Annotated in this window: 16 protein-coding genes and 1 other annotated feature; of the genes, 12 read left to right on the plus strand and 4 right to left on the minus strand. The window is 36.2% G+C overall.

Features of this window, described 5'->3' with window-relative positions:
• The first annotated feature begins 24 nt into the window (after positions 1 to 24).
• The 9 genes from C7390_RS06505 to C7390_RS06550 all read left to right on the plus strand — a co-directional run bounded on the left by C7390_RS06505 (position 25) and on the right by C7390_RS06550 (position 11,591).
• On the plus strand, positions 25 to 1,347 hold the full coding sequence (locus C7390_RS06505; RefSeq protein WP_055174248.1) for a hypothetical protein: 1,323 nt from the start codon (positions 25 to 27) through the stop codon (positions 1,345 to 1,347).
• Positions 1,348 to 1,519: 172 nt separating this feature from the next.
• Positions 1,520 to 1,781: a binding site (T-box leader), on the plus strand.
• A gap of 86 nt (positions 1,782 to 1,867) precedes the next feature.
• Positions 1,868 to 3,529, plus strand: coding sequence for a 2-isopropylmalate synthase (locus tag C7390_RS06510; protein ID WP_116443824.1), 1,662 nt, complete (start codon positions 1,868 to 1,870; stop codon positions 3,527 to 3,529).
• A 358-nt stretch (positions 3,530 to 3,887) separates the two neighbouring features.
• Positions 3,888 to 4,472, plus strand: a complete 585-nt coding sequence (locus C7390_RS06515; RefSeq protein WP_055174250.1) for a Maf family protein — start codon at positions 3,888 to 3,890, stop codon at positions 4,470 to 4,472.
• Positions 4,460 to 5,236 (plus strand): Cof-type HAD-IIB family hydrolase, encoded by a 777-nt coding sequence (locus C7390_RS06520; protein ID WP_055174251.1) that lies wholly within the window; start codon positions 4,460 to 4,462, stop codon positions 5,234 to 5,236. The genes C7390_RS06515 and C7390_RS06520 overlap by 13 nt, the downstream gene beginning before the upstream one ends.
• A 31-nt stretch (positions 5,237 to 5,267) precedes the next feature.
• A complete protein-coding gene (locus tag C7390_RS06525; protein WP_022502094.1) occupies positions 5,268 to 5,534 on the plus strand; it encodes a hypothetical protein in 267 nt (88 codons plus the stop codon).
• Positions 5,535 to 5,544: 10 nt separating this feature from the next.
• On the plus strand, positions 5,545 to 6,024 hold the full coding sequence (gene rlmH, locus C7390_RS06530) for a 23S rRNA (pseudouridine(1915)-N(3))-methyltransferase RlmH (protein WP_055174252.1): 480 nt from the start codon (positions 5,545 to 5,547) through the stop codon (positions 6,022 to 6,024).
• Positions 6,025 to 6,040: 16 nt separating this feature from the next.
• A complete protein-coding gene (locus C7390_RS06535) occupies positions 6,041 to 7,036 on the plus strand; it encodes a peptidylprolyl isomerase (RefSeq protein WP_022502093.1) in 996 nt (331 codons plus the stop codon).
• Between the two features lie 24 nt (positions 7,037 to 7,060).
• The gene (locus C7390_RS06540; protein ID WP_022502092.1) at positions 7,061 to 9,037 is read left to right on the plus strand and encodes a DNA gyrase/topoisomerase IV subunit B; all 1,977 of its coding nucleotides are present in this window, start codon (positions 7,061 to 7,063) and stop codon (positions 9,035 to 9,037) included.
• Positions 9,038 to 9,278: 241 nt separating this feature from the next.
• Positions 9,279 to 11,591, plus strand: coding sequence for a DNA gyrase/topoisomerase IV subunit A (locus tag C7390_RS06550; RefSeq protein WP_022502091.1), 2,313 nt, complete (start codon positions 9,279 to 9,281; stop codon positions 11,589 to 11,591).
• 123 nt (positions 11,592 to 11,714) lie between these two features.
• Here the strand turns inward: C7390_RS06550 and pdxT are convergent, their stop codons facing one another.
• Together pdxT and pdxS are read right to left on the minus strand one after the other, a co-directional pair.
• A complete protein-coding gene (pdxT, locus tag C7390_RS06555) occupies positions 11,715 to 12,275 on the minus strand; it encodes a pyridoxal 5'-phosphate synthase glutaminase subunit PdxT (RefSeq protein WP_055174256.1) in 561 nt (186 codons plus the stop codon).
• Between the two features lie 32 nt (positions 12,276 to 12,307).
• On the minus strand, positions 12,308 to 13,186 hold the full coding sequence (pdxS, locus tag C7390_RS06560; RefSeq protein ID WP_022502089.1) for a pyridoxal 5'-phosphate synthase lyase subunit PdxS: 879 nt from the start codon (positions 13,184 to 13,186) through the stop codon (positions 12,308 to 12,310).
• Between the two features lie 333 nt (positions 13,187 to 13,519).
• Between pdxS and C7390_RS13890 the strand changes: the two genes are divergently transcribed.
• From C7390_RS13890 to C7390_RS13645, 3 genes are read left to right on the plus strand one after another with little or no spacing between them, the layout of a single operon-like run.
• Positions 13,520 to 13,651: a helix-turn-helix domain-containing protein gene (locus C7390_RS13890; protein ID WP_116443826.1), complete on the plus strand. Its 132-nt coding sequence runs from the start codon at positions 13,520 to 13,522 to the stop codon at positions 13,649 to 13,651.
• A 52-nt stretch (positions 13,652 to 13,703) separates the two neighbouring features.
• Positions 13,704 to 13,931 (plus strand): DUF4177 domain-containing protein, encoded by a 228-nt coding sequence (locus C7390_RS06570; protein WP_055174257.1) that lies wholly within the window; start codon positions 13,704 to 13,706, stop codon positions 13,929 to 13,931.
• Positions 13,918 to 14,040, plus strand: a complete 123-nt coding sequence (locus tag C7390_RS13645) for a hypothetical protein (protein WP_318295590.1) — start codon at positions 13,918 to 13,920, stop codon at positions 14,038 to 14,040. Before C7390_RS06570 ends, C7390_RS13645 begins: the two co-directional genes overlap by 14 nt.
• Before the next feature lie 170 nt (positions 14,041 to 14,210).
• Here C7390_RS13645 and argH read toward each other — a convergent pair whose 3' ends face one another.
• Together argH and C7390_RS06580 are read right to left on the minus strand one after the other, a co-directional pair.
• Positions 14,211 to 15,596, minus strand: a complete 1,386-nt coding sequence (argH, locus tag C7390_RS06575; RefSeq protein WP_055307157.1) for an argininosuccinate lyase — start codon at positions 15,594 to 15,596, stop codon at positions 14,211 to 14,213.
• 60 nt (positions 15,597 to 15,656) lie between these two features.
• A complete protein-coding gene (locus tag C7390_RS06580; protein WP_116443827.1) occupies positions 15,657 to 18,395 on the minus strand; it encodes a YfhO family protein in 2,739 nt (912 codons plus the stop codon).
• Between the last annotated feature and the right edge of the window lie 158 nt (positions 18,396 to 18,553).

The following is an 18,553-nucleotide window of genomic DNA, read 5'->3' on the forward strand; positions in this document are numbered from 1 at the left end:
AGCAGTGTGGGAATGGAGAGTAAGATGCAGATAAGACATCTAAGAAATAGTAAAATCATAACGGAAATACTTATATTGTGTGTTGCGTACATATCAATGGCGGCGGGAGTGTATATAGGAATTGCCGGTAATGACACATCTAAGGCATATTATAGCCTTATTGTAATAATTCCAGCTATAGTTACATATTTTTCAAGAAAATATATTAAAAGTTATCCATTATTTATGGTGATTAATCTTGTGTTCGTTGTTATAGCGGCATTGCTTGCGGACACAGATCTGGAGTTTGCAGGTTATGTGATATGCGCAGCGGCAATATCTGGACACTCAATAAGGTTAAAGAATCTATATGTAAACAAGAAGCAATATGAGCGAGTTCAGGAAAATATATATGATGAAACTGGTAAGAGCAAGGATGATATGCTGATTGCTGTTAATGCGAGTGAGAAGCTTCATATAGCATATGGAATATTTATGATAGGCTTTTATATATTAGGAGGTATTGAAGGTAATTCTGTGCTTATGGAAATACAGGCATTTTTATTTGTTATGTTTGTATTATGCCAGTTCGTATATAATCAGGTAAGCAGGCTGTATGAGGTGTTCGTATTTAATGAAGGTAAATCAGAATTCCCGGCCAGAAGAATTATGGGAATTAATGTGCTTATAATGATTGTGTTCGGACTGCTTCTGGTATTTGGCATGCTTATATTCTATCACGGAAGATATGGCAATATATTCTCTATGATTGGAATGGCATTGCTTGCAATTATTAAATGGATATTAAAACTGTTATTAATGCTCCGCGGAGATGATGATACAGTAATGGACGATTATATAGAAGAAACGACAACTTCCCCTGAACCAGTAGAGGATGAGATGGATGTTATGGTTAATAATGCGGCTGGTAATGCTCTTATGGAGGTGGTTGCAATATTCCTTATAATCGGAGTGATTATATTAATAATAGTGACAATAGTCAGATATGCTTCCAGGTTCAGAAAGTCATTAGATAATGATAAAGATGAAGTGGAATATATTAATAATGACGAGGAAAAGGAATATAAAGTAAAGAAAAGTGTTAAGGTTAAGGATACTAAAGATAAAGCCAATATACGGTACAGAAAGCTTTATAAGAAATATGCCAAGTCCAAAAAGGTTGTCACAAAGTCTAAGTTGGCAGGTGCAAAGGTTGATTCGCATATGATGCCGGAAGAGATTACGAGCAAACTGATAACTGATGATGAAGCAAAAGCACGAAGAATAACAGATGACTATGAGAAAGCGAGATATTCTAATGGTGAAGTATCAGAGGAAGATATAAGTTTTCTTAAGAACTTCAAATGATTTTAATACATAGCTCAAATATATAACTGGACTTAATATTGTAATACATAATTTGATTTAATATTGCAATACATAATTTGATTTAATATTGCATTTAATATTGCAATACATAATTGAAAATTCTATTGACATTTTAAATTATATGCGTTATCATTTCAATAATTGATAATAAGTAAATGCAATGAAGAGGAATATTAGATAAGGACCAGCTTCAGAGAACTGTCGGAAGGTGCGAGACAGTGAAAGGAACTTATTGAACTCACCTTGGAGCTGCTACCCGAAATTATATCAGCAGGATATAAGAGTAGACGTAGACGGAAGCCAACCGTTATAGTGGACAGAATATAATGCAATATGCACGTATTCGGTGAGAGCGCAATTATTAATTGCGAATAAGAGTGGTAACGCGTGAGATTATATCTTTCGTCTCTTAGAGGTTAAGGCCTTTGGAGATGAAAGATTTTTTTTGTATAATTTACTTATTATGCTAATATAATTAATATATCAGGAGGATAATGCAATGTTTGATTACAGACAGTATAAGAGAGGTTATTTTATGCCACCGGTTGAGTGTAACGACTGGGTAAAGAAGGAGTATATTGACAAAGCACCAGTATGGTGTTCAGTGGATTTAAGAGATGGTAATCAGGCTTTAGTTGAGCCTATGAGTCTTGATGAAAAGCTTGAATTCTTTAATAAGCTTATTAAGGTTGGATTTAAGGAAATTGAGATTGGTTTCCCGGCAGCATCAGAGACAGAGTATGAGCTTTGCCGTACACTTATTGAGAAGAATATGATTCCTGATGATGTTACAATTCAGGTGCTTACACAGGCAAGACCGCATATTATTAAGAAGACTTTTGAAGCTGTAAAGGGTGCACCAAGAGCGATTGTACATGTATACAATTCGACATCTCTTGCACAAAGAGAGCAGGTATTCAGAAAGTCTAAAGAAGAAATCAAACAGATTGCAATTGAGGGCGCTAAGCTTCTTAAAGAACTTGCAGAAGCAGATGGCGGTAATTTCCTTTTTGAATATAGTCCTGAAAGCTTTACAGGAACAGAGCCAGAATACGCACTTGAAGTGTGTAATGCAGTTATAGATATATGGCAGCCAACACCTGATAAGAAGTGTATAATTAATCTTCCTGCTACAGTAGAGATGTCACTTCCACATGTATTTGCAAGTCAGGTTGAATATATGAGCAAGAATCTTCATAATCGAGAAAATGTAGTTGTATCACTTCATCCACATAATGACAGAGGAACAGGCGTTGCAGATGCAGAGCTTGGTATGCTTGCAGGTGCAGACAGAATAGAAGGTACATTATTTGGCAATGGTGAGAGAACTGGTAATGTGGATATTGTTAATCTTGCTATGAATATGTACGCACAGGGCGTTGACTCGGAATTGGATTTTTCTAATATGCCAGAGCTTGCAGAGATGTTTGAACGTCTTACACAGATGAAGATAGATGACAGACACCCATACTGTGGTAAGCTTGTATTTGCAGCATTCTCTGGTTCACATCAGGATGCCATATCTAAAGGTATGCACTATAGAATTGAACAGGATCCATCTAAGTGGACAGTTCCATATCTTCCAATTAATCCAGAAGATGTTGGACGTACATATGACTCAGACGTAATCAGAATTAACAGCCAGTCAGGTAAGGGCGGAGTTGCTTATGTTCTTGAACATAATTATGGAATGATTATTCCAAAGGCTATGAGAGAAGACCTTGGTTATGCTGTTAAAGATGTATCGGATGTTAACCATAAGGAACTTGGGGCAGATGAGGTCCTTGAGATATTTGAGAGGCGTTATAAGAAGTTCACACCGGTATTCAAGATTTCAGAAGTCCATTTCAAGCAGATTGATGGTATCCAGACAGAAGTTACAATTGAGGCTGATGGAAAGACAACAGTAGTAGAAGCGGGTGGTAATGGTCGTCTTGATGCTGTAAGTAATGCACTTTCAAAGCATTTTGGAAGGCCTTGTGATGTAATGTGCTATGAGGAACATTCATTAAAGCAGGGTTCTGATTCAAGTGCTATTGCATATGTAGGAATTAAGGGTGATGATGGTAAAGAATACTTTGGCATAGGTATCGACCACGATATCATAAGAGCTTCAATTGATGCGGTAGAATCAGCAATGAACAGAAGTATGGCTGAGTAAAGAATAATATCAGTATAAATATTGTATCTGCGTATATGAACATATTTGCAGAGATATAATTATGTGCTTCCTTTAAACAGACAGGAGATATAGTAATATTTCCTTCTGTTTACTAAGGAAGCCTTTTTATGTTATAGAATAATTATATTGGAATTTACTATTACATAAAGGGAACAATGTGCCGGTGATATGCACTCGCACGAAGCTGTAGTCAGTTGCAGGCGACCGCGTCCGGTGCGAGAATGTGCTTTGCATATTCTTTTCTATTTTATATTCTTTTTTAGTAATAACTGGATTTTTGACTTACCAGCTGTTATAATCTTATAGTTAATGAATTAATTCTGAAAGGAATGAATATATGAGTAAGATTATTCTTGCATCTGGTTCACCAAGACGCAAAGAACTGCTGGAACAGATAGGAATAGAATTTGATATAATTACGAGTGATGTTGATGAGACAACTTTAATTACACAGCCAGATGAATATGTGAAATATCTATCAAGGATTAAGGCACAGGCTGTATGGGATATGGTAAAAGATGATGACGATTACAGGAATGAAGATGTTGTAGTTATAGGTGCAGATACAATCGTAAGCCATAAAGGACATATTCTTACAAAGCCTAAGGATACGGGAAATGCTTTTGATATACTTAAGGAACTGGCTGGTGATTGTCATCAGGTGTATACAGGTGTTACACTTATCAAGAATAATAATGTTGTAAGTAACTTTGCAGAAAAGACAGATGTATACTGTAATGATATTAGTGATAATGAGATAAGAGAATATATAAGTACAGGTGAGCCAATGGATAAAGCAGGGGCTTACGGAATTCAGGGGAGATTTGCAGCATTTATTGGAAAGATAGACGGTGACTATAATAATGTTGTCGGACTTCCGGTTGCAAGGGTATATCAGGAGTTAAAGTTATGGTTAAATTAATTGCAAGTGATCTTGATGGTACAATACTAAGAAAAGGTGCCCAGAGTGTAGAACCATCTACAATTAAAGCGATTGAACAGCTTGTTAATAAAGGAATGTACTTTGCACCTGCCAGCGGAAGACAGATAGTAAGCCTGAAAAGGCTTTTTGAGCCTGTAAGCGATAAGCTTGTATACATTGCTGAGAATGGAGCATTATGTGAATATAAGGGTGAGGTTATTGCCAAGACACCAATGGATAGAAAGCTTGCTCTTGAGATAATAGAAGATGTATATGAACAGCCTGATTGCGAGGTGCTTATATCAGGCCAGCATACAGCATATATCAAGCCTAAGACAGAAGAATATCATTATAGAATGACCAAGGTTGTTAATTATAAGACTACGCTTATTGATAAATTCACAGATGTAGATGAAGATATATTAAAGATTGCGGTATGTGATTTAAGCGGAATTGATAATTCCAAGGAACATTTCTTTAGCAAATGGAATGGCAAAGCTTCAATTACAGTTTCAGGAGATTTATATCTTGATTTTATGGAGAGCAGCGTTACCAAAGGAAAAGCAATGCATCAGCTTCAGCAGTACTTTGGATTGTCAGAAGATGAATGTATGGCATTTGGCGACAATTATAATGATATTGATATGCTTAAGTCAGTAAAATATGCGTATGTTATGGATACAGCATGTGAGGATATCAAGAAATATGCATATGACACAACTGAATGGGTTGAAGGCACACTAAGAAAAGAGTTTAATATATAAGATAATGTTTGTAGAAATGAGGAGTATTATTATGGAAAAACATATGAAAGAATGTGCAAAGGTATTTTTAAGAGATCAGAAGAAGCTTTTTGATGAGCCGGTTGTATATGATTTAGAGGAGGCAGAAGATTTTCTTGAGGAATGCTTTGCACAGTATTGCAGTAATATTAAAGAATTAAGACAGATTATGGACGATGAGGGAATGGATGTATCAGAACTTTCTGATGCAGAGCTTGAGGAACAGCTTGAAGTGTTCAAGCTTGATAATAACGGCGGATATTTCTTCGTAGAGGCATAGTTGGGCTGATATGAGAATAACAATATGCTGTGTAGGCAAAGTAAAGGAAAAGTTCTATTGTCAGGCAATAGATGAGTACAGTAAAAGGTTGTCAAGATACTGCAAGCTTGAGGTAAAAGAGGTGGCAGATGAGAAGACACCTGATAATGCAAGTGATACTGTTAATGATATAATAAAGGCTAAAGAGGGAGAAAGACTTCTTTCGTGCATAAAAGATGAAGCATATGTGATAGCTCTGGCAATTGATGGTAAAATGCTTGATTCTGTACAGTTATCACAGAAAATAGATAATCTTGGAATATCAGGAAAGAGTGATATTGTCTTTGTTATAGGAGGTTCATTAGGGCTTGATAAAAGGGTTCTTGACAGGGCCGATTTCAAGCTTAGTTTTTCGCCTATGACATTTCCACATCAGCTTATGAGAGTAATTCTTCTTGAACAGATATATAGAAGCTACAGAATTATGAAGAATGAACCTTATCACAAATAACCAGAATGGAGAAGTTATGAAAAGAAATAAGAAAAGATTAATAACAGCACTTATCATTATTGTAGCTGTGGCTGCGGTATTAGTATTTATGAAGTTCTTTAATGGTAATTTATTATATATTTCAACTGGTATGGGAAAATCTGTTGTTATGAAGGTTGATGGACAGAAGACTTATACATTTGAGGCAGAAGTATTAATGTCAGATGCTAAGAAACAATATGAAGATATGTTTGGAAGCAGTATATGGACAGAAGATATTGCCGGACAGCCGTTTGAGGAATATATAAAAGAACAGATAAGAGTAAAGCTTATAAGAGTAAGATGTATGAATTCTATGGCTAAAGAAAGAGGAGTAGTTCTTGGAAGAGAAGAAAAGAATGAAACAGCTAAGGCAGCAGAACAGTATTTTGATGGTCTTACAGAAGAACAGAAGAGCCAGTATGATATCACAGAGGATAAGGTTAATCAGATGTTTACTGAATTTGCAATCGCTTCAAAGCTTTACAATGATGTAACTTCACTTATGGATATTGAAGTGAGTTCAGATGATGCAAGAGTAATAAATATACAATATATTGTAACAGACTCAAAGGAAGAAATTGACAAAGCTTATGCAGAATTAAATGAGGGCAATTCATTCTTTGCAATTGCCAAGAAATATAATGCTGACGGCGAATATGAATATGAACTTAGAAGAGGCGAGATGGCTAAAGCATTTGAAGATACAGCTTATTCACTTTCAACAGGCCAGACAAGCGGAATCGTAGAAGCTGACGGAAGATTTTATATAATAAGATGTACGTCAGATAATGATAAAGCGAAGACAGAAGTTAATAAGTCATCAATTCTTGAAAAGAAGAAGTTAGAGGCATTTAATGATAAATTTGAACAATATGAGTCTTCAAAGTATGTTGAAATTAACAAAGATGAATGGAATAAGTTAAAAGTTTCTTCTGCACCATCTTTTAATGTAAGATTTGAGGATTTATTTAATTCAATAACAATTAATTAGAGTAGTACAGGAGTGTAGAATATAATGGCAGCAAAATATGATGCAAATAGTATATCAATTCTTGAAGGTCTTGAAGCTGTAAGAAAAAGACCAGGAATGTATATAGGAAGTGTTGGAACTAAAGGACTTAACCACCTTATATATGAGATAGCTGATAATGCAGTTGATGAACACCTTGCGGGTTACTGTAGCGAGATTACAGTAACCCTTAATAATGATGGAACTGCTACTATTATAGATAATGGACGAGGTATTCCTATAGGAATTCATCCAAAGGCAGGCATACCTGCAGTTGAGGTAGTATTTACAGTGCTTCACGCAGGTGGTAAGTTCGGTGATGGCGGGTATAAGATATCAGGCGGACTTCACGGTGTAGGTGCGTCAGTAGTTAATGCACTCTCAGTTTGGCTTGAAGTAGAGATAAAGGTTGATGGTGGTGTATACAGGCAGCGTTATGAAAGAGGAAAGGCAGTAGCACCACTTGAAAAAGTGGGAACATGCAGAAAGAATGATACAGGAACTAAAGTAACATTTCTTCCTGATGGTGAGATATTTGAAAAGACAAGATTTAAGTCAGATGCAATAAAGAGCAGAATGCACGAGACAACTTATCTTAATCCGGGACTTACAATACATTTTGAGGATAAGAGAAGTGGAAGCGAGGAAAAGATTACATATTCAGAACCAGATGGTATCAAGGCATATGTAAAGGAACTTAACAATGGCAAGGAAGCTGTGACGGATATTATCTATTTTAAGAAGAGTGAAGACGGCATAGAGGTAGAGTGTGCTTTCCAGTATGTTAATGAGTTTGAGGAAAATATTCTTGGTTTTTGTAATAACATATACACTCAGGAGGGGGGAACTCATATTACAGGATTTAAGTCTAAGTTCACTATGATTATTAATCAGTATGCAAGGGAGTTAGGTGTTCTTAAAGAAAAGGATAATAACTTTACCGGTCTTGATGTAAGAAATGGTATGACAGCAATTGTGGCTATCAAGCACCCTGCACCAAGATTTGAAGGCCAGACTAAGACTAAGCTTGATAATCCGGATGCGGGAACAGTTGTAAGTGCGGTTACAAGTGATGAGGTACAGTTATATTTTGATAGAAATCTTGAACAGTTAAAGTCAGTAATAGCCTGTGCCGAAAAGTCTGCAAAGATAAGAAAGGCAGAGGAGAGAACGAAGACTAATCTTTTATCTAAGTCTAAGTTCTCAATAGATTCCAATGGTAAGCTTGCTAACTGTGAGAGCAAGAAGTCAGAGGAATGTGAGGTGTTTATAGTCGAGGGAGATTCTGCGGGTGGTTCAGCCAAGACAGCAAGAAACAGACGTACTCAGGCTATACTTCCAATAAGAGGTAAGATACTTAATGTAGAGAAGGCTTCTATTGATAAGGTGCTTGCTAATGCCGAGATTAAGACTATGATTAACTCATTTGGCTGTGGCTTCCTTGAAGGTTACGGCAATGATTTTGATATAAGCAAGTTAAGATACGATAAGATTATCATTATGACAGATGCCGATGTTGATGGTGCACATATTGATACACTTCTGCTTACATTTTTCTATAGATTTATGCCTGAACTTATTAATCAGGGACATGTGTACATAGCTACACCACCGCTTTACAGGGCTGAACTTAAGAAAGTACCTAAGGCAGACAAAGCTTCTAAGAAGGCAGAAGGAACTAAGACGAAGGTAGATAAGAGCAGGACAGTACAGTATCTTTATGATGATAAAGCACTGGAAAGGTATAAAGAGCTTCACGCAAGTGGAACATTTACTCTGCAAAGATATAAGGGGCTTGGCGAGATGGACCCTGAACAGTTATGGGAAACTACACTTAATCCAGAGACAAGAATATTAAAGCAGGTAGAGATAGAGGATGCAAGAATGGCAACAGAGGTTACTTCTATGCTTATGGGAAGTGATGTGCCACCAAGAAGAGCATTTATACATGCACACGCTAATGAAGCGGAGATTGATGCATAAAAATGATATGATGTTGGGGTCAAAAGCCCCCAACTATGATACCTACGGATTGTTCCGTGCTACGCACTCCCACAATCCTCCCCAATATTCGCATATCGTGGGACTATCATCCCACTTTTATGCTCATATTGGGGCGGGTCCCAAGGTCATTCACCCACATATGAGCAAGCTCATATGGGTTTAGACCTTTTGACCCTGGTATTATGATATATATTAATAAAAGTATTATACGGAGATAATAATGGCAGAGAATATTATTAAAACTGAATATTCTGAGCTGATGCAGAAGTCCTATATAGATTACTCAATGAGTGTTATAACAGCAAGAGCACTTCCGGATGTAAGGGATGGACTTAAGCCAGTACAAAGAAGAGTGCTGTATGCTATGGATCAGCTTGGTTTAAATTATGATAAACCTCATAGAAAGTCAGCGCGTATCGTAGGTGATGCAATGGGTAAATATCATCCACACGGCGACAGTTCTATATATGAAACACTTGTTGTGCTTTCACAGGATTTTAAAAAGGGAATGGCACTTGTTGACGGTCACGGCAATTTTGGTTCTATAGAAGGTGACGGTGCTGCGGCTATGCGATATACAGAAGCCAAGCTTAAGAAGTTCACACAGGATGTATATTTATCAGACTTGGATAAAGATGTAGTTGATTTTGTGCCTAACTTTGATGAAACAGAGAAAGAACCAGCAGTTCTTCCGGTAAGAATACCTAATCTGTTGGTAAATGGTGCTGACGGTATCGCAGTTGGTATGACAACTAATATTCCAACACATAATCTTTCAGAAGTTGTCGATGCAGTATGCGCATATATGGATAATGAAGATATAACTACAACTGAGCTTATGCAGTATATACCCGGACCTGACTTTCCTACAGGTGGACTTGTTATTAATAAGTCAGAGCTTGCAGGCATATATGAGACTGGTACAGGAAAGATAAAGTTAAGAGGAAAGGTTGTATATGAGCCAGCGGCAAGAAAAGGCGAGAAGGACAGGCTTGTAATAACAGAAATTCCTTATACAATGATAGGTGCTAATATTGGAAAGTTCATATCAGATATAGTGGATTTGGTTGAAACCAAGAAGACAACTGATATTGTTGATGTGTCAAATGAGTCATCAAAAGAAGGTATAAGAATAGTTCTTGAATTAAAGAAGAACACAGATATTGAAAATCTTAAGAACCTTTTATATAAGAAGACTAAGCTTGAAGATACATTTGGTGTAAATATGCTTGCTATAGTTGACGGACGACCGGAAACTCTTGGGTTACGCCAGATAATAAAGCATCATATTGACTTCCAGTATGAGATAAATACAAGAAAATACACAACACTTCTTAATAAGGAGCTTGCCAATAAGGAGATTAAAGAAGGACTTATAAGAGCCTGCGATATAATCGATCTTATAATAGAAATTCTTCGTGGAAGCTCTAATCTTAAAATGGCAAAAGACTGCCTTATTAATGGTAATGTTGATAATATCAAATTCAAGTCAGAAGCTTCTAAGAATCAGGCGGCTAAGCTTGATTTTACAGAAAAGCAGGCTTCAGCCATACTTGAAATGCGCCTGTACAAGCTTATAGGTCTTGAGATACTTGCACTCCAGAAGGAATATGACGAATGTCTTTCAAAGATTGCAAAGTATGAAAAGATACTTGGCAGTAAGAAGGCTATGGCAAAAGTAATAAAGGACGACCTTGTAAGAATTAAGAAGGAATATGGTGTTGAACGAAAGACCGTAATAACTGATGCAAAGGTTGCAGTATTCGTTGAAAAAGAAGTTCCAGCACAGGAAGTTGTATTTATTATGGATAGATTTGGCTATGCAAAGACTATAGATACAGCTTCTTATGAACGTAATAAGGAAGCTATCTACAACGATTTTAAGTATGTATTTACCTGTATGAATACTGATAAAATATGTATATTTACGGATAACGGACAGCTTCACCAGATTAAAGTAAAGGATATTCCTTTCCTCACTAAGTTCAGGGACAAAGGTACTCCAATAGATAATCTTGGAAATTATGACAGCAGCGGTGAACTTATTATATACTTGTGTGCATATGAAACTATCAAAAATCAGAAGCTGCTCTTTGTTACAAGTCAGGGCATGATGAAGATAGTTGACACGGCAGAATTTGATGTAGCCAAGAGAACGGTAGCTTCGACAAAGCTTCAGGATGATGACAAGATAGTAAGCATTGAAAAGGCTGACGTTCAGGTTGAAACGCTTTCTAAGTTTAATCTTGATGGCAGCAGAAGTGAAGTTGAAGAAATTGTAAGTAATAAAAATGTAATTGTACAGACAGCTAATGGTGTGTTCTTAAAGTTCCCTCTTTCTGAAATACCAGTTAAGAAGAAGAGTGCAGTAGGTGTCAGAGGTATTAAGCTTGGCAAAGACGATTATATAGAAGATATATTCATTATGGATGACGGAATGGAATTCACGATGGAATATAAAGGAAAGAAGATAGACTTTGCTAAGATGAAAATGGCACATAGAGACACAAAAGGCATAAAAGTCAGAGTGTAAATTATAATTTTGCTATTCATCGTATATAAATAACATTTCAACGCTATATAAGCATAATAAAATCAGGACAATACAGCGTGGCGTATTCTGCTGCATTGTCCTGATTTTTATTTTTGAATAGAGCTATTTTATAGTTGATAAGAAATATTCGTGTATGCGTGTGTCGCCTGTTAATTCAGGGTGGAAAGAAAGTCCAATCTGATTATTGTATTTAGCGGCAACAATATGATTATCAACACTTGCAAGCACTTCAACACCATCGCTGACATTTTCGATATAAGGTGCTCTTATAAATGTCATAGGATAATTGCCGATATGCTTAATATCAGCGTTAGTTACAAAGCTTGAAAGCTGTCTTCCGTAAGCGTTACGTTTAATGGTGACAGGAAGCGTTCCTATATGGACTATGTCATCGTCTGCTATATGTTCAGAGAGAAGTATAAGTCCAGCACAGGTTGCAAGTGTTGGAAGACCATTACTAATCATATTCTTAATGTCCTTCATCATATCAAGCTTGTTAAGTAACTGTCCCTGAACAGTACTTTCACCGCCAGGCAGTATCAGACCGTCTAATCCCTCTAAATCATCCCGTTGTCTTATTTCTATTGCTGTATGTCCGATTTCTTCAATCATATGCTCGTGTTCAATAAAAGCACCTTGGACAGCAAGTACACCTATCTTCATAGTAAGCCTCATTTCTATGTGCGATTATATTATTAACGTCCACGTTCTTCCATAATTATCTGTATTTCACTAGGATTGATACCTACCATAGCTTCGCCAAGGTCTTCTGATAACTTGGCAATAAGTGCTGCATCCTGATAGTTAGTAACAGCCTGAACGATAGCAGAAGCACGTTTTGCAGGATTACCAGACTTGAATATACCAGAACCTACGAACACACCCTCAGCACCAAGCTGCATCATAAGAGCAGCATCAGCAGGGGTTGCAACACCACCAGCGGCAAAGTTAACAACAGGAAGCTTTCCATTATCGTGCACATAAAGTACAAGGTCGTAAGGAACCTGTAACTGCTTAGCTTCCTCAAAGAGTTCATCTTTCTGCATAGATGTAATCTTGCGGATTTCAGAATTCATTTTTCTCATATGGCGTACAGCCTGAACAACATCACCAGTACCAGGTTCACCCTTAGTTCTAATCATAGAAGCCCCTTCGTTAATTCTTCTTAAAGCTTCGCCTAAGTCCCTTGCACCGCATACAAATGGTACATTGAACTGTGTCTTATCAATATGATAAATGTCATCAGCAGGAGAAAGTACTTCTGATTCATCAATATAATCAATCTCAATAGCCTGTAAAATCTGGGCTTCAACAAAATGACCGATACGGCACTTAGCCATAACAGGGATACTTACAGCTTCCTGAATTCCTTTAATCATCTTAGGGTCACTCATACGTGATACACCGCCAGCGGCTCTGATGTCAGCAGGTATTCTTTCAAGTGCCATAACAGCACAGGCACCAGCCGCCTCAGCAATCTTAGCCTGTTCAGGAGTTGTTACGTCCATAATAACTCCGCCCTTTAACATCTGTGCAAGTCCTTTGTTTAATTCATACTGAGAAGTAGTTGTCATAATTATTAACCTCATTTCTTTATATTTAAATGCTTTTTGTTAAATTGTTAAAATGCTCTGCCAGAACTACAAATATATTACATAGCAGTAACTTAATTAACTTGCGACTATAATAAGACTTATCTGATTATATTAAAATGTTCAATGTAAAGAAGTTTGATAATGTCAGGTGGTATTAAACTGACATTTAATTATAAGGGAGAAGATGAATGTGTAATAAGGTCAGATGTAATTATTGAATAAAAATATATAATTTTATATTTGACAATACAACATTTATGTTGTGCTCTAATAAAGTAAGAGGAAAATATTACGCAAAAATAATTAGCTGCATTGACAGGAAACAAACAGCAGGATATTTCCAGAATTGAGAAAAAGAAAAGTAATCCAACAATACGCACATTTAGTCATATACTTGAGGCTTTAGGTTATAAATTACAAATTGTAAAAAAGAAATCAATATAATATAATATAATAATATATAAAGTTAAGATAGTATCTAATAAAGGAGGAGTATATGTATACATACAAAACAGAGATTTTAACGGTTGGCACTAAATGGCTTTCAGATAAGGCAGATGCTAATGATATTGCTATGTTAGACAATCTGATTAATGAGAGAGCAGCTGACGGCTGGGAGTTAGTCACTTATGATTATATGGCAACATCCATGCAGATTAAAGGAGCATTTGTTGTTACATTCAGAAAAGAAAAAGATGATAAGACGTGGAATGGATTGGGATAAGACTTTGACATTTACTGTTCCTATGCACGGTGAAGCAAGATATAGATTTGATTATCTTACATCAACTTATGATAGTAAAGATGGTAAGGTTGAGAAATTCACATTTTAAAAATATTTAAAAATACCCTGTCATTATTGGCATATACTGGAAGTCCCAATATATAGTGGGTAGTGACAGGGCTTTTTATATTATTATGTTTGTTTATTAATTCTGAACTGTAGTTATTTATGTTTTATTTTAAATAAGCTTTAAGTGAGTATATTTTATAGTGGTATATTTTATAATTTCTGGTTGTCCTTCATATACTCATCATAAAGTCCGATAACTTTATTCATAACCTCAGGGCCAGGTGCTCCGAGAGTAAGACGTTTTTCAACGCAGGTCTTTAAGCTGATAGCTTCGTATACATCTTCTTCAAATACAGGGCTTATCTTCTTGTATTCATCAAGTGAAAGGTCATCAAGTGCAATACCCTTGTCAATACACATAAGAACAAGCTGTCCTACAATACCATGTGCATCCCTGAAAGGAACCCCTTTCTTAACAAGGTAGTCAGCGGCATCAGTAGCATTAGTGAAGCCTTTTTTAGCTGAGTCTTCCATACGTGTATTATTGAATTTCATAGTATCAATCATACCCTTGAATAAGCTTACACAGCCCTTAACAGTATCTATAGCATCAAATGTAAGCTCTTTATCTTCCTGCATATCTTTATTATAGGCAAGAGGAATTCCCTTCATAGTTGTGAGGATACTCATAAGAGCACCATATACACGTCCAGTCTTACCACGGACAAGCTCAGCTATATCAGGGTTCTTCTTCTGTGGCATAATGCTTGAACCTGTACTGAAAGCATCATCTAATTCGATGAATTTGTATTCGTTAGAATTCCATATACATATTTCTTCAGAAAATCTGCTTAAATGCATCATAATAGTAGAGAGTGCACTTAAGAATTCAATAACATAATCTCTGTCTGATACAGAGTCCATACTATTAAGAGTAGGACCAGCAAATCCAAGAAGCTCGGCTGTCATCTCTCTGTTAAGGGGATATGTAGTTCCTGCAAGAGCACCAGCACCAAGAGGGCAGTAGTTCATTCTGTTATATATATCGTGAAGTCGGCTTCTGTCACGTCTGAACATTTCAAAGTAAGCAGAAAAATGATGAGCAACAGTTACAGGCTGTGCTTTCTGAAGATGAGTAAAGCCTGGCATATAAGTGTCAACATTTTCTTTGATTATTCTTAAGATAACTTCCATAAGCTCTCTTACTTCTTCATCAACATTTTTAACTTCATCGCGTGTATAAAGTCTCATATCAAGTGCAACCTGGTCATTACGGCTTCTGCCTGTGTGAAGCTTCTTTCCTGCATCACCGATACGCTCAATAAGGGTAGCTTCCATAAATGTGTGAATATCTTCATATTCATCAGTGATTTCAAGCTTTCCAGATTCTATGTCAGAAAGAATACCTTTTAAGCCGTCAGTAATCTGCTTTCCTTCATCTTCTGAGATAATACCCTGAGCAGCAAGCATTGTAGCGTGTGCAATGCTTCCCTGAATATCCTGCTTGTAGAACTTCTGGTCAAAGGAGATAGAAGCGTTAAAATTATTAACAAGCTCATTAGTTTCTTTAGTGAAGCGTCCGCCCCAAAGTTTCATATTGTACCTCTTTCCTGCACTTCGTTAGTGCTTATAATTAATTGTTAATAGAATGCCTGATTATTCTTCTGATGAATTAATCTCATCACTGTCAAGATTGTCGAAGTCATCAAGACTATCTAGCATATTTATATCATTATCACCCACGATATTTATATCCATAGCAGATGAAACATCTAAATCTGTGAGAGTATTATCAGCTGAATCTTCAGATAATGCGTTGTAAGTATCATCAGCTTCAACAGCTTTATTTGTACTGGCGGTTTTTAATATATTTATTGTTATATTTTTCTTCTTTAATATATAAATACCGATTAATATAATAATACATAATGCTGTAATTAAGCAACCCTTAATAAGGTTCACAGGTGTATATTTTAATGTTATTTCGTGGCTGCCCTCACTTATCTGTACGCTTAAGAGAGCATCATAAAGGGCAGAGGTCTCTACTTTTCTGCCATCAATATATACCTTCCAGCCTTTATCGTAAGGGATGGAGAATATAAGGGTTGCGGCTTTGTTAGCTGTTATAGTTCCTTTTATCTTAGTATCCTTAAATGAAGTAATAGAAAGGGAACTGCCATTTAATATATTGTAAGCTTCTGTAAATCTTGAAGTTTCAAGTGTATACACGCTGGCATTCATTGCTGAATCGCCAGATATGACAACGGTATCTGCTGGAACGGCGTAGCCTAGGTCAATTATGTGATTGCCATTTTTAAGTCCTGAATAAGTATATTCAGAATTGTTAATAGTGGCAGTTACGTTGTCGCAGGTCGTATTTCTTACAACCATATACAGATGTCCTGCTTTTACAGGCTTAACTTCAAAGCTTGAGTCGGTGGCATTTTCATAAGTAAGTGTAAATACATTGGCAATGCCTGTAAGTGTCTGTATAAGCGAGTTCTGGTTCTCAATTCCTGTTCCATTGGCTTCTGATGGATTCCATTCGCCTGCATTATTATAGGTTATAAATCCAAGTGGAAGTGTATATTTATTCTCATAGACGAATTCGCCGTCATCTCCAACGTAATACTCGCGAAGAGAACTGCTTGTAAGTATACGGTTGGTAATTGTATATTTAACCGAGAATAAGCTTTCTGTAACAAGTGTAGCACCATTGTAGCCATAGGCATTCATTGAATGTTCAAAGCCAAGCTTTCCGAACAATTCTGACATTCCAGCACTTGAGGTTGATGAAAATGTTGATATTGAGTGGTAATTATGCCAAGCTCCGTCATTTTTTGAACGCGCACCAAACTTCTTATCCATTCGGTAAAATGATGTATCTTCATCTCTTACGGTCTGTGTCACAGATTTAATAGCATCATAATCTAAAAGATAAGAGGTTCTGTTAGTAGTTCCAATTCCTGTTGAATCCATATTGATAGTACATTCTATTATACAGACTATAAATGCAAGAAATACTGTTACAGGCAGCTTCCAGTTGGTCTTGTTATAGACAATCATAAGTCCTGCATACACAAGAATAAAAGCACCGCTTAAGTAAATTGCCTTAAAATCATAAGTTTCATCAACTGCAAATACCTGTTCAATAAGCACAAGAAGTCCTAAGCTTATCCATACGGCAATTCCTAACTGTCTGCTTGTCATCCGCTTTATATGGCTTAATGCCTCATAACACATTGTAAGCAGGAAGAAAATGTATATAAATGATTGTCTGCAAGGCAGGCTGTTAGGATAATGAAATCCGTGCCATATAAAATTAGGTATATTAAGGTTAAATGCTGTAAGGAAGACAAGCAGTAATACGGATTTGCCTATCTTTTCGCATAAATTGATGTCTTTGTCCATAACATAGAGAGGATAAAGAAGGAATACAGCAACGCCGCAGTATATGTTAGGGTAGTGTTCAAGTCCAAGGTGGACAGGAACATTTATTAATTGTCTAGTGAGCATATTTAATATGCTGAAATAAAGACTTAATTTCTTAGGAAATGCAATGTCACTTGAAGCTGATAAAGAAAATGTGTAGAACTCAGGCAGTAAAAGGCATGCCGCAAGCCCACCGGCAATCAGTGAGTAAAATGCAAATTTTAGAAATGTCTTAAAATAATTCTTGAAAGTACGTTCTTTTTTGTAGGCAGTTACAAGCACAATAAAATAAAGAACAACTGATAAACATACCATAATTGCAATATAGTAGTTAGTGAATATACATAATCCAAGACTTATGCAGTATAGAAAGCATTTATCTTCATTAACAAGTCTTTCAAGGCCAAGCATAATAAGAGGAACAAGTATAAGACAGTCAAGCCACATAATGTTCCAGCTATAAGCAGCTACATATCCGGAAAATGCGTAGAATAACCCGAATAAAGCTATACATATATTCTTGTTGGAAAAATGCCTGCTTATATAGTGGGTCATAGAAACGCTTGATAAAGATAACTTAAGGATTATGAGAGTATTCATAATCTCAATCATATATTTCTGTGGGAATAATACAATAATCCAGTTAGCAGGGCTTGCCAGATAGTACGCATATAAAGATGTGAAATTAGTTCCCATACCGATATCCCAGCTATAAGTAAGGCTTTCTGCGTTGCGGATTTTATACCATAGCTCAGAGAAAAATGGAGCGTACTGGTGATACATATCAGAACGCAGATAACAGTTATTGCCGAATGGAAATATTTCCCTTGCAAAATACAAGGCTGTAAATATTATAACTGGAATAAAAAATGCAATTATATATACGATATTTCCACACGGAATATTACCTGTCTGTTCGTCAAATAAACTGAATTTGTGTCGATGTTTAGTCTGTTGGTTCAAATTTGCTTCCCCCTATGGATAATAATGTTTACATTTTACCAAAAACGGTATTTTATGTAAATGATATACGGTAATTATAATGATTATTTGTACAGTAATTTATATAGTAATATTTGAGGTTTTGCTTGTAATATGGATATTAATTAGGTACAATAAAA

It is taken from the genome of Bacteroides galacturonicus, from assembly GCF_003096855.1.
GTDB lineage: Bacteria > Bacillota > Clostridia > Lachnospirales > Lachnospiraceae > Lachnospira > Lachnospira rogosae.

Bases quoted from the DNA above. Each gene is read 5' to 3' on its own strand.
- pdxT (WP_055174256.1), bottom strand. From the start codon at position 12,275: ATGAAGATAGGTGTACTTGCTGTCCAAGGTGCTTTTATTGAACACGAG.
- C7390_RS06535 (WP_022502093.1), top strand. From the start codon at position 6,041: ATGAAAAGAAATAAGAAAAGATTAATAACAGCACTTATCATTATTGTA.
- pdxS (WP_022502089.1), bottom strand. From the start codon at position 13,186: ATGACAACTACTTCTCAGTATGAATTAAACAAAGGACTTGCACAGATG.
- argH (WP_055307157.1), bottom strand. From the start codon at position 15,596: ATGAAACTTTGGGGCGGACGCTTCACTAAAGAAACTAATGAGCTTGTT.
- C7390_RS06510 (WP_116443824.1), top strand. From the start codon at position 1,868: ATGTTTGATTACAGACAGTATAAGAGAGGTTATTTTATGCCACCGGTT.
- rlmH (WP_055174252.1), top strand. From the start codon at position 5,545: ATGAGAATAACAATATGCTGTGTAGGCAAAGTAAAGGAAAAGTTCTAT.
- C7390_RS06550 (WP_022502091.1), top strand. From the start codon at position 9,279: ATGGCAGAGAATATTATTAAAACTGAATATTCTGAGCTGATGCAGAAG.
- C7390_RS06505 (WP_055174248.1), top strand. From the start codon at position 25: ATGCAGATAAGACATCTAAGAAATAGTAAAATCATAACGGAAATACTT.
- C7390_RS06515 (WP_055174250.1), top strand. From the start codon at position 3,888: ATGAGTAAGATTATTCTTGCATCTGGTTCACCAAGACGCAAAGAACTG.
- C7390_RS06540 (WP_022502092.1), top strand. From the start codon at position 7,061: ATGGCAGCAAAATATGATGCAAATAGTATATCAATTCTTGAAGGTCTT.
- C7390_RS13645 (WP_318295590.1), top strand. From the start codon at position 13,918: ATGGATTGGGATAAGACTTTGACATTTACTGTTCCTATGCACGGTGAA.
- C7390_RS06520 (WP_055174251.1), top strand. From the start codon at position 4,460: ATGGTTAAATTAATTGCAAGTGATCTTGATGGTACAATACTAAGAAAA.
- C7390_RS06525 (WP_022502094.1), top strand. From the start codon at position 5,268: ATGGAAAAACATATGAAAGAATGTGCAAAGGTATTTTTAAGAGATCAG.
- C7390_RS06570 (WP_055174257.1), top strand. From the start codon at position 13,704: ATGTATACATACAAAACAGAGATTTTAACGGTTGGCACTAAATGGCTT.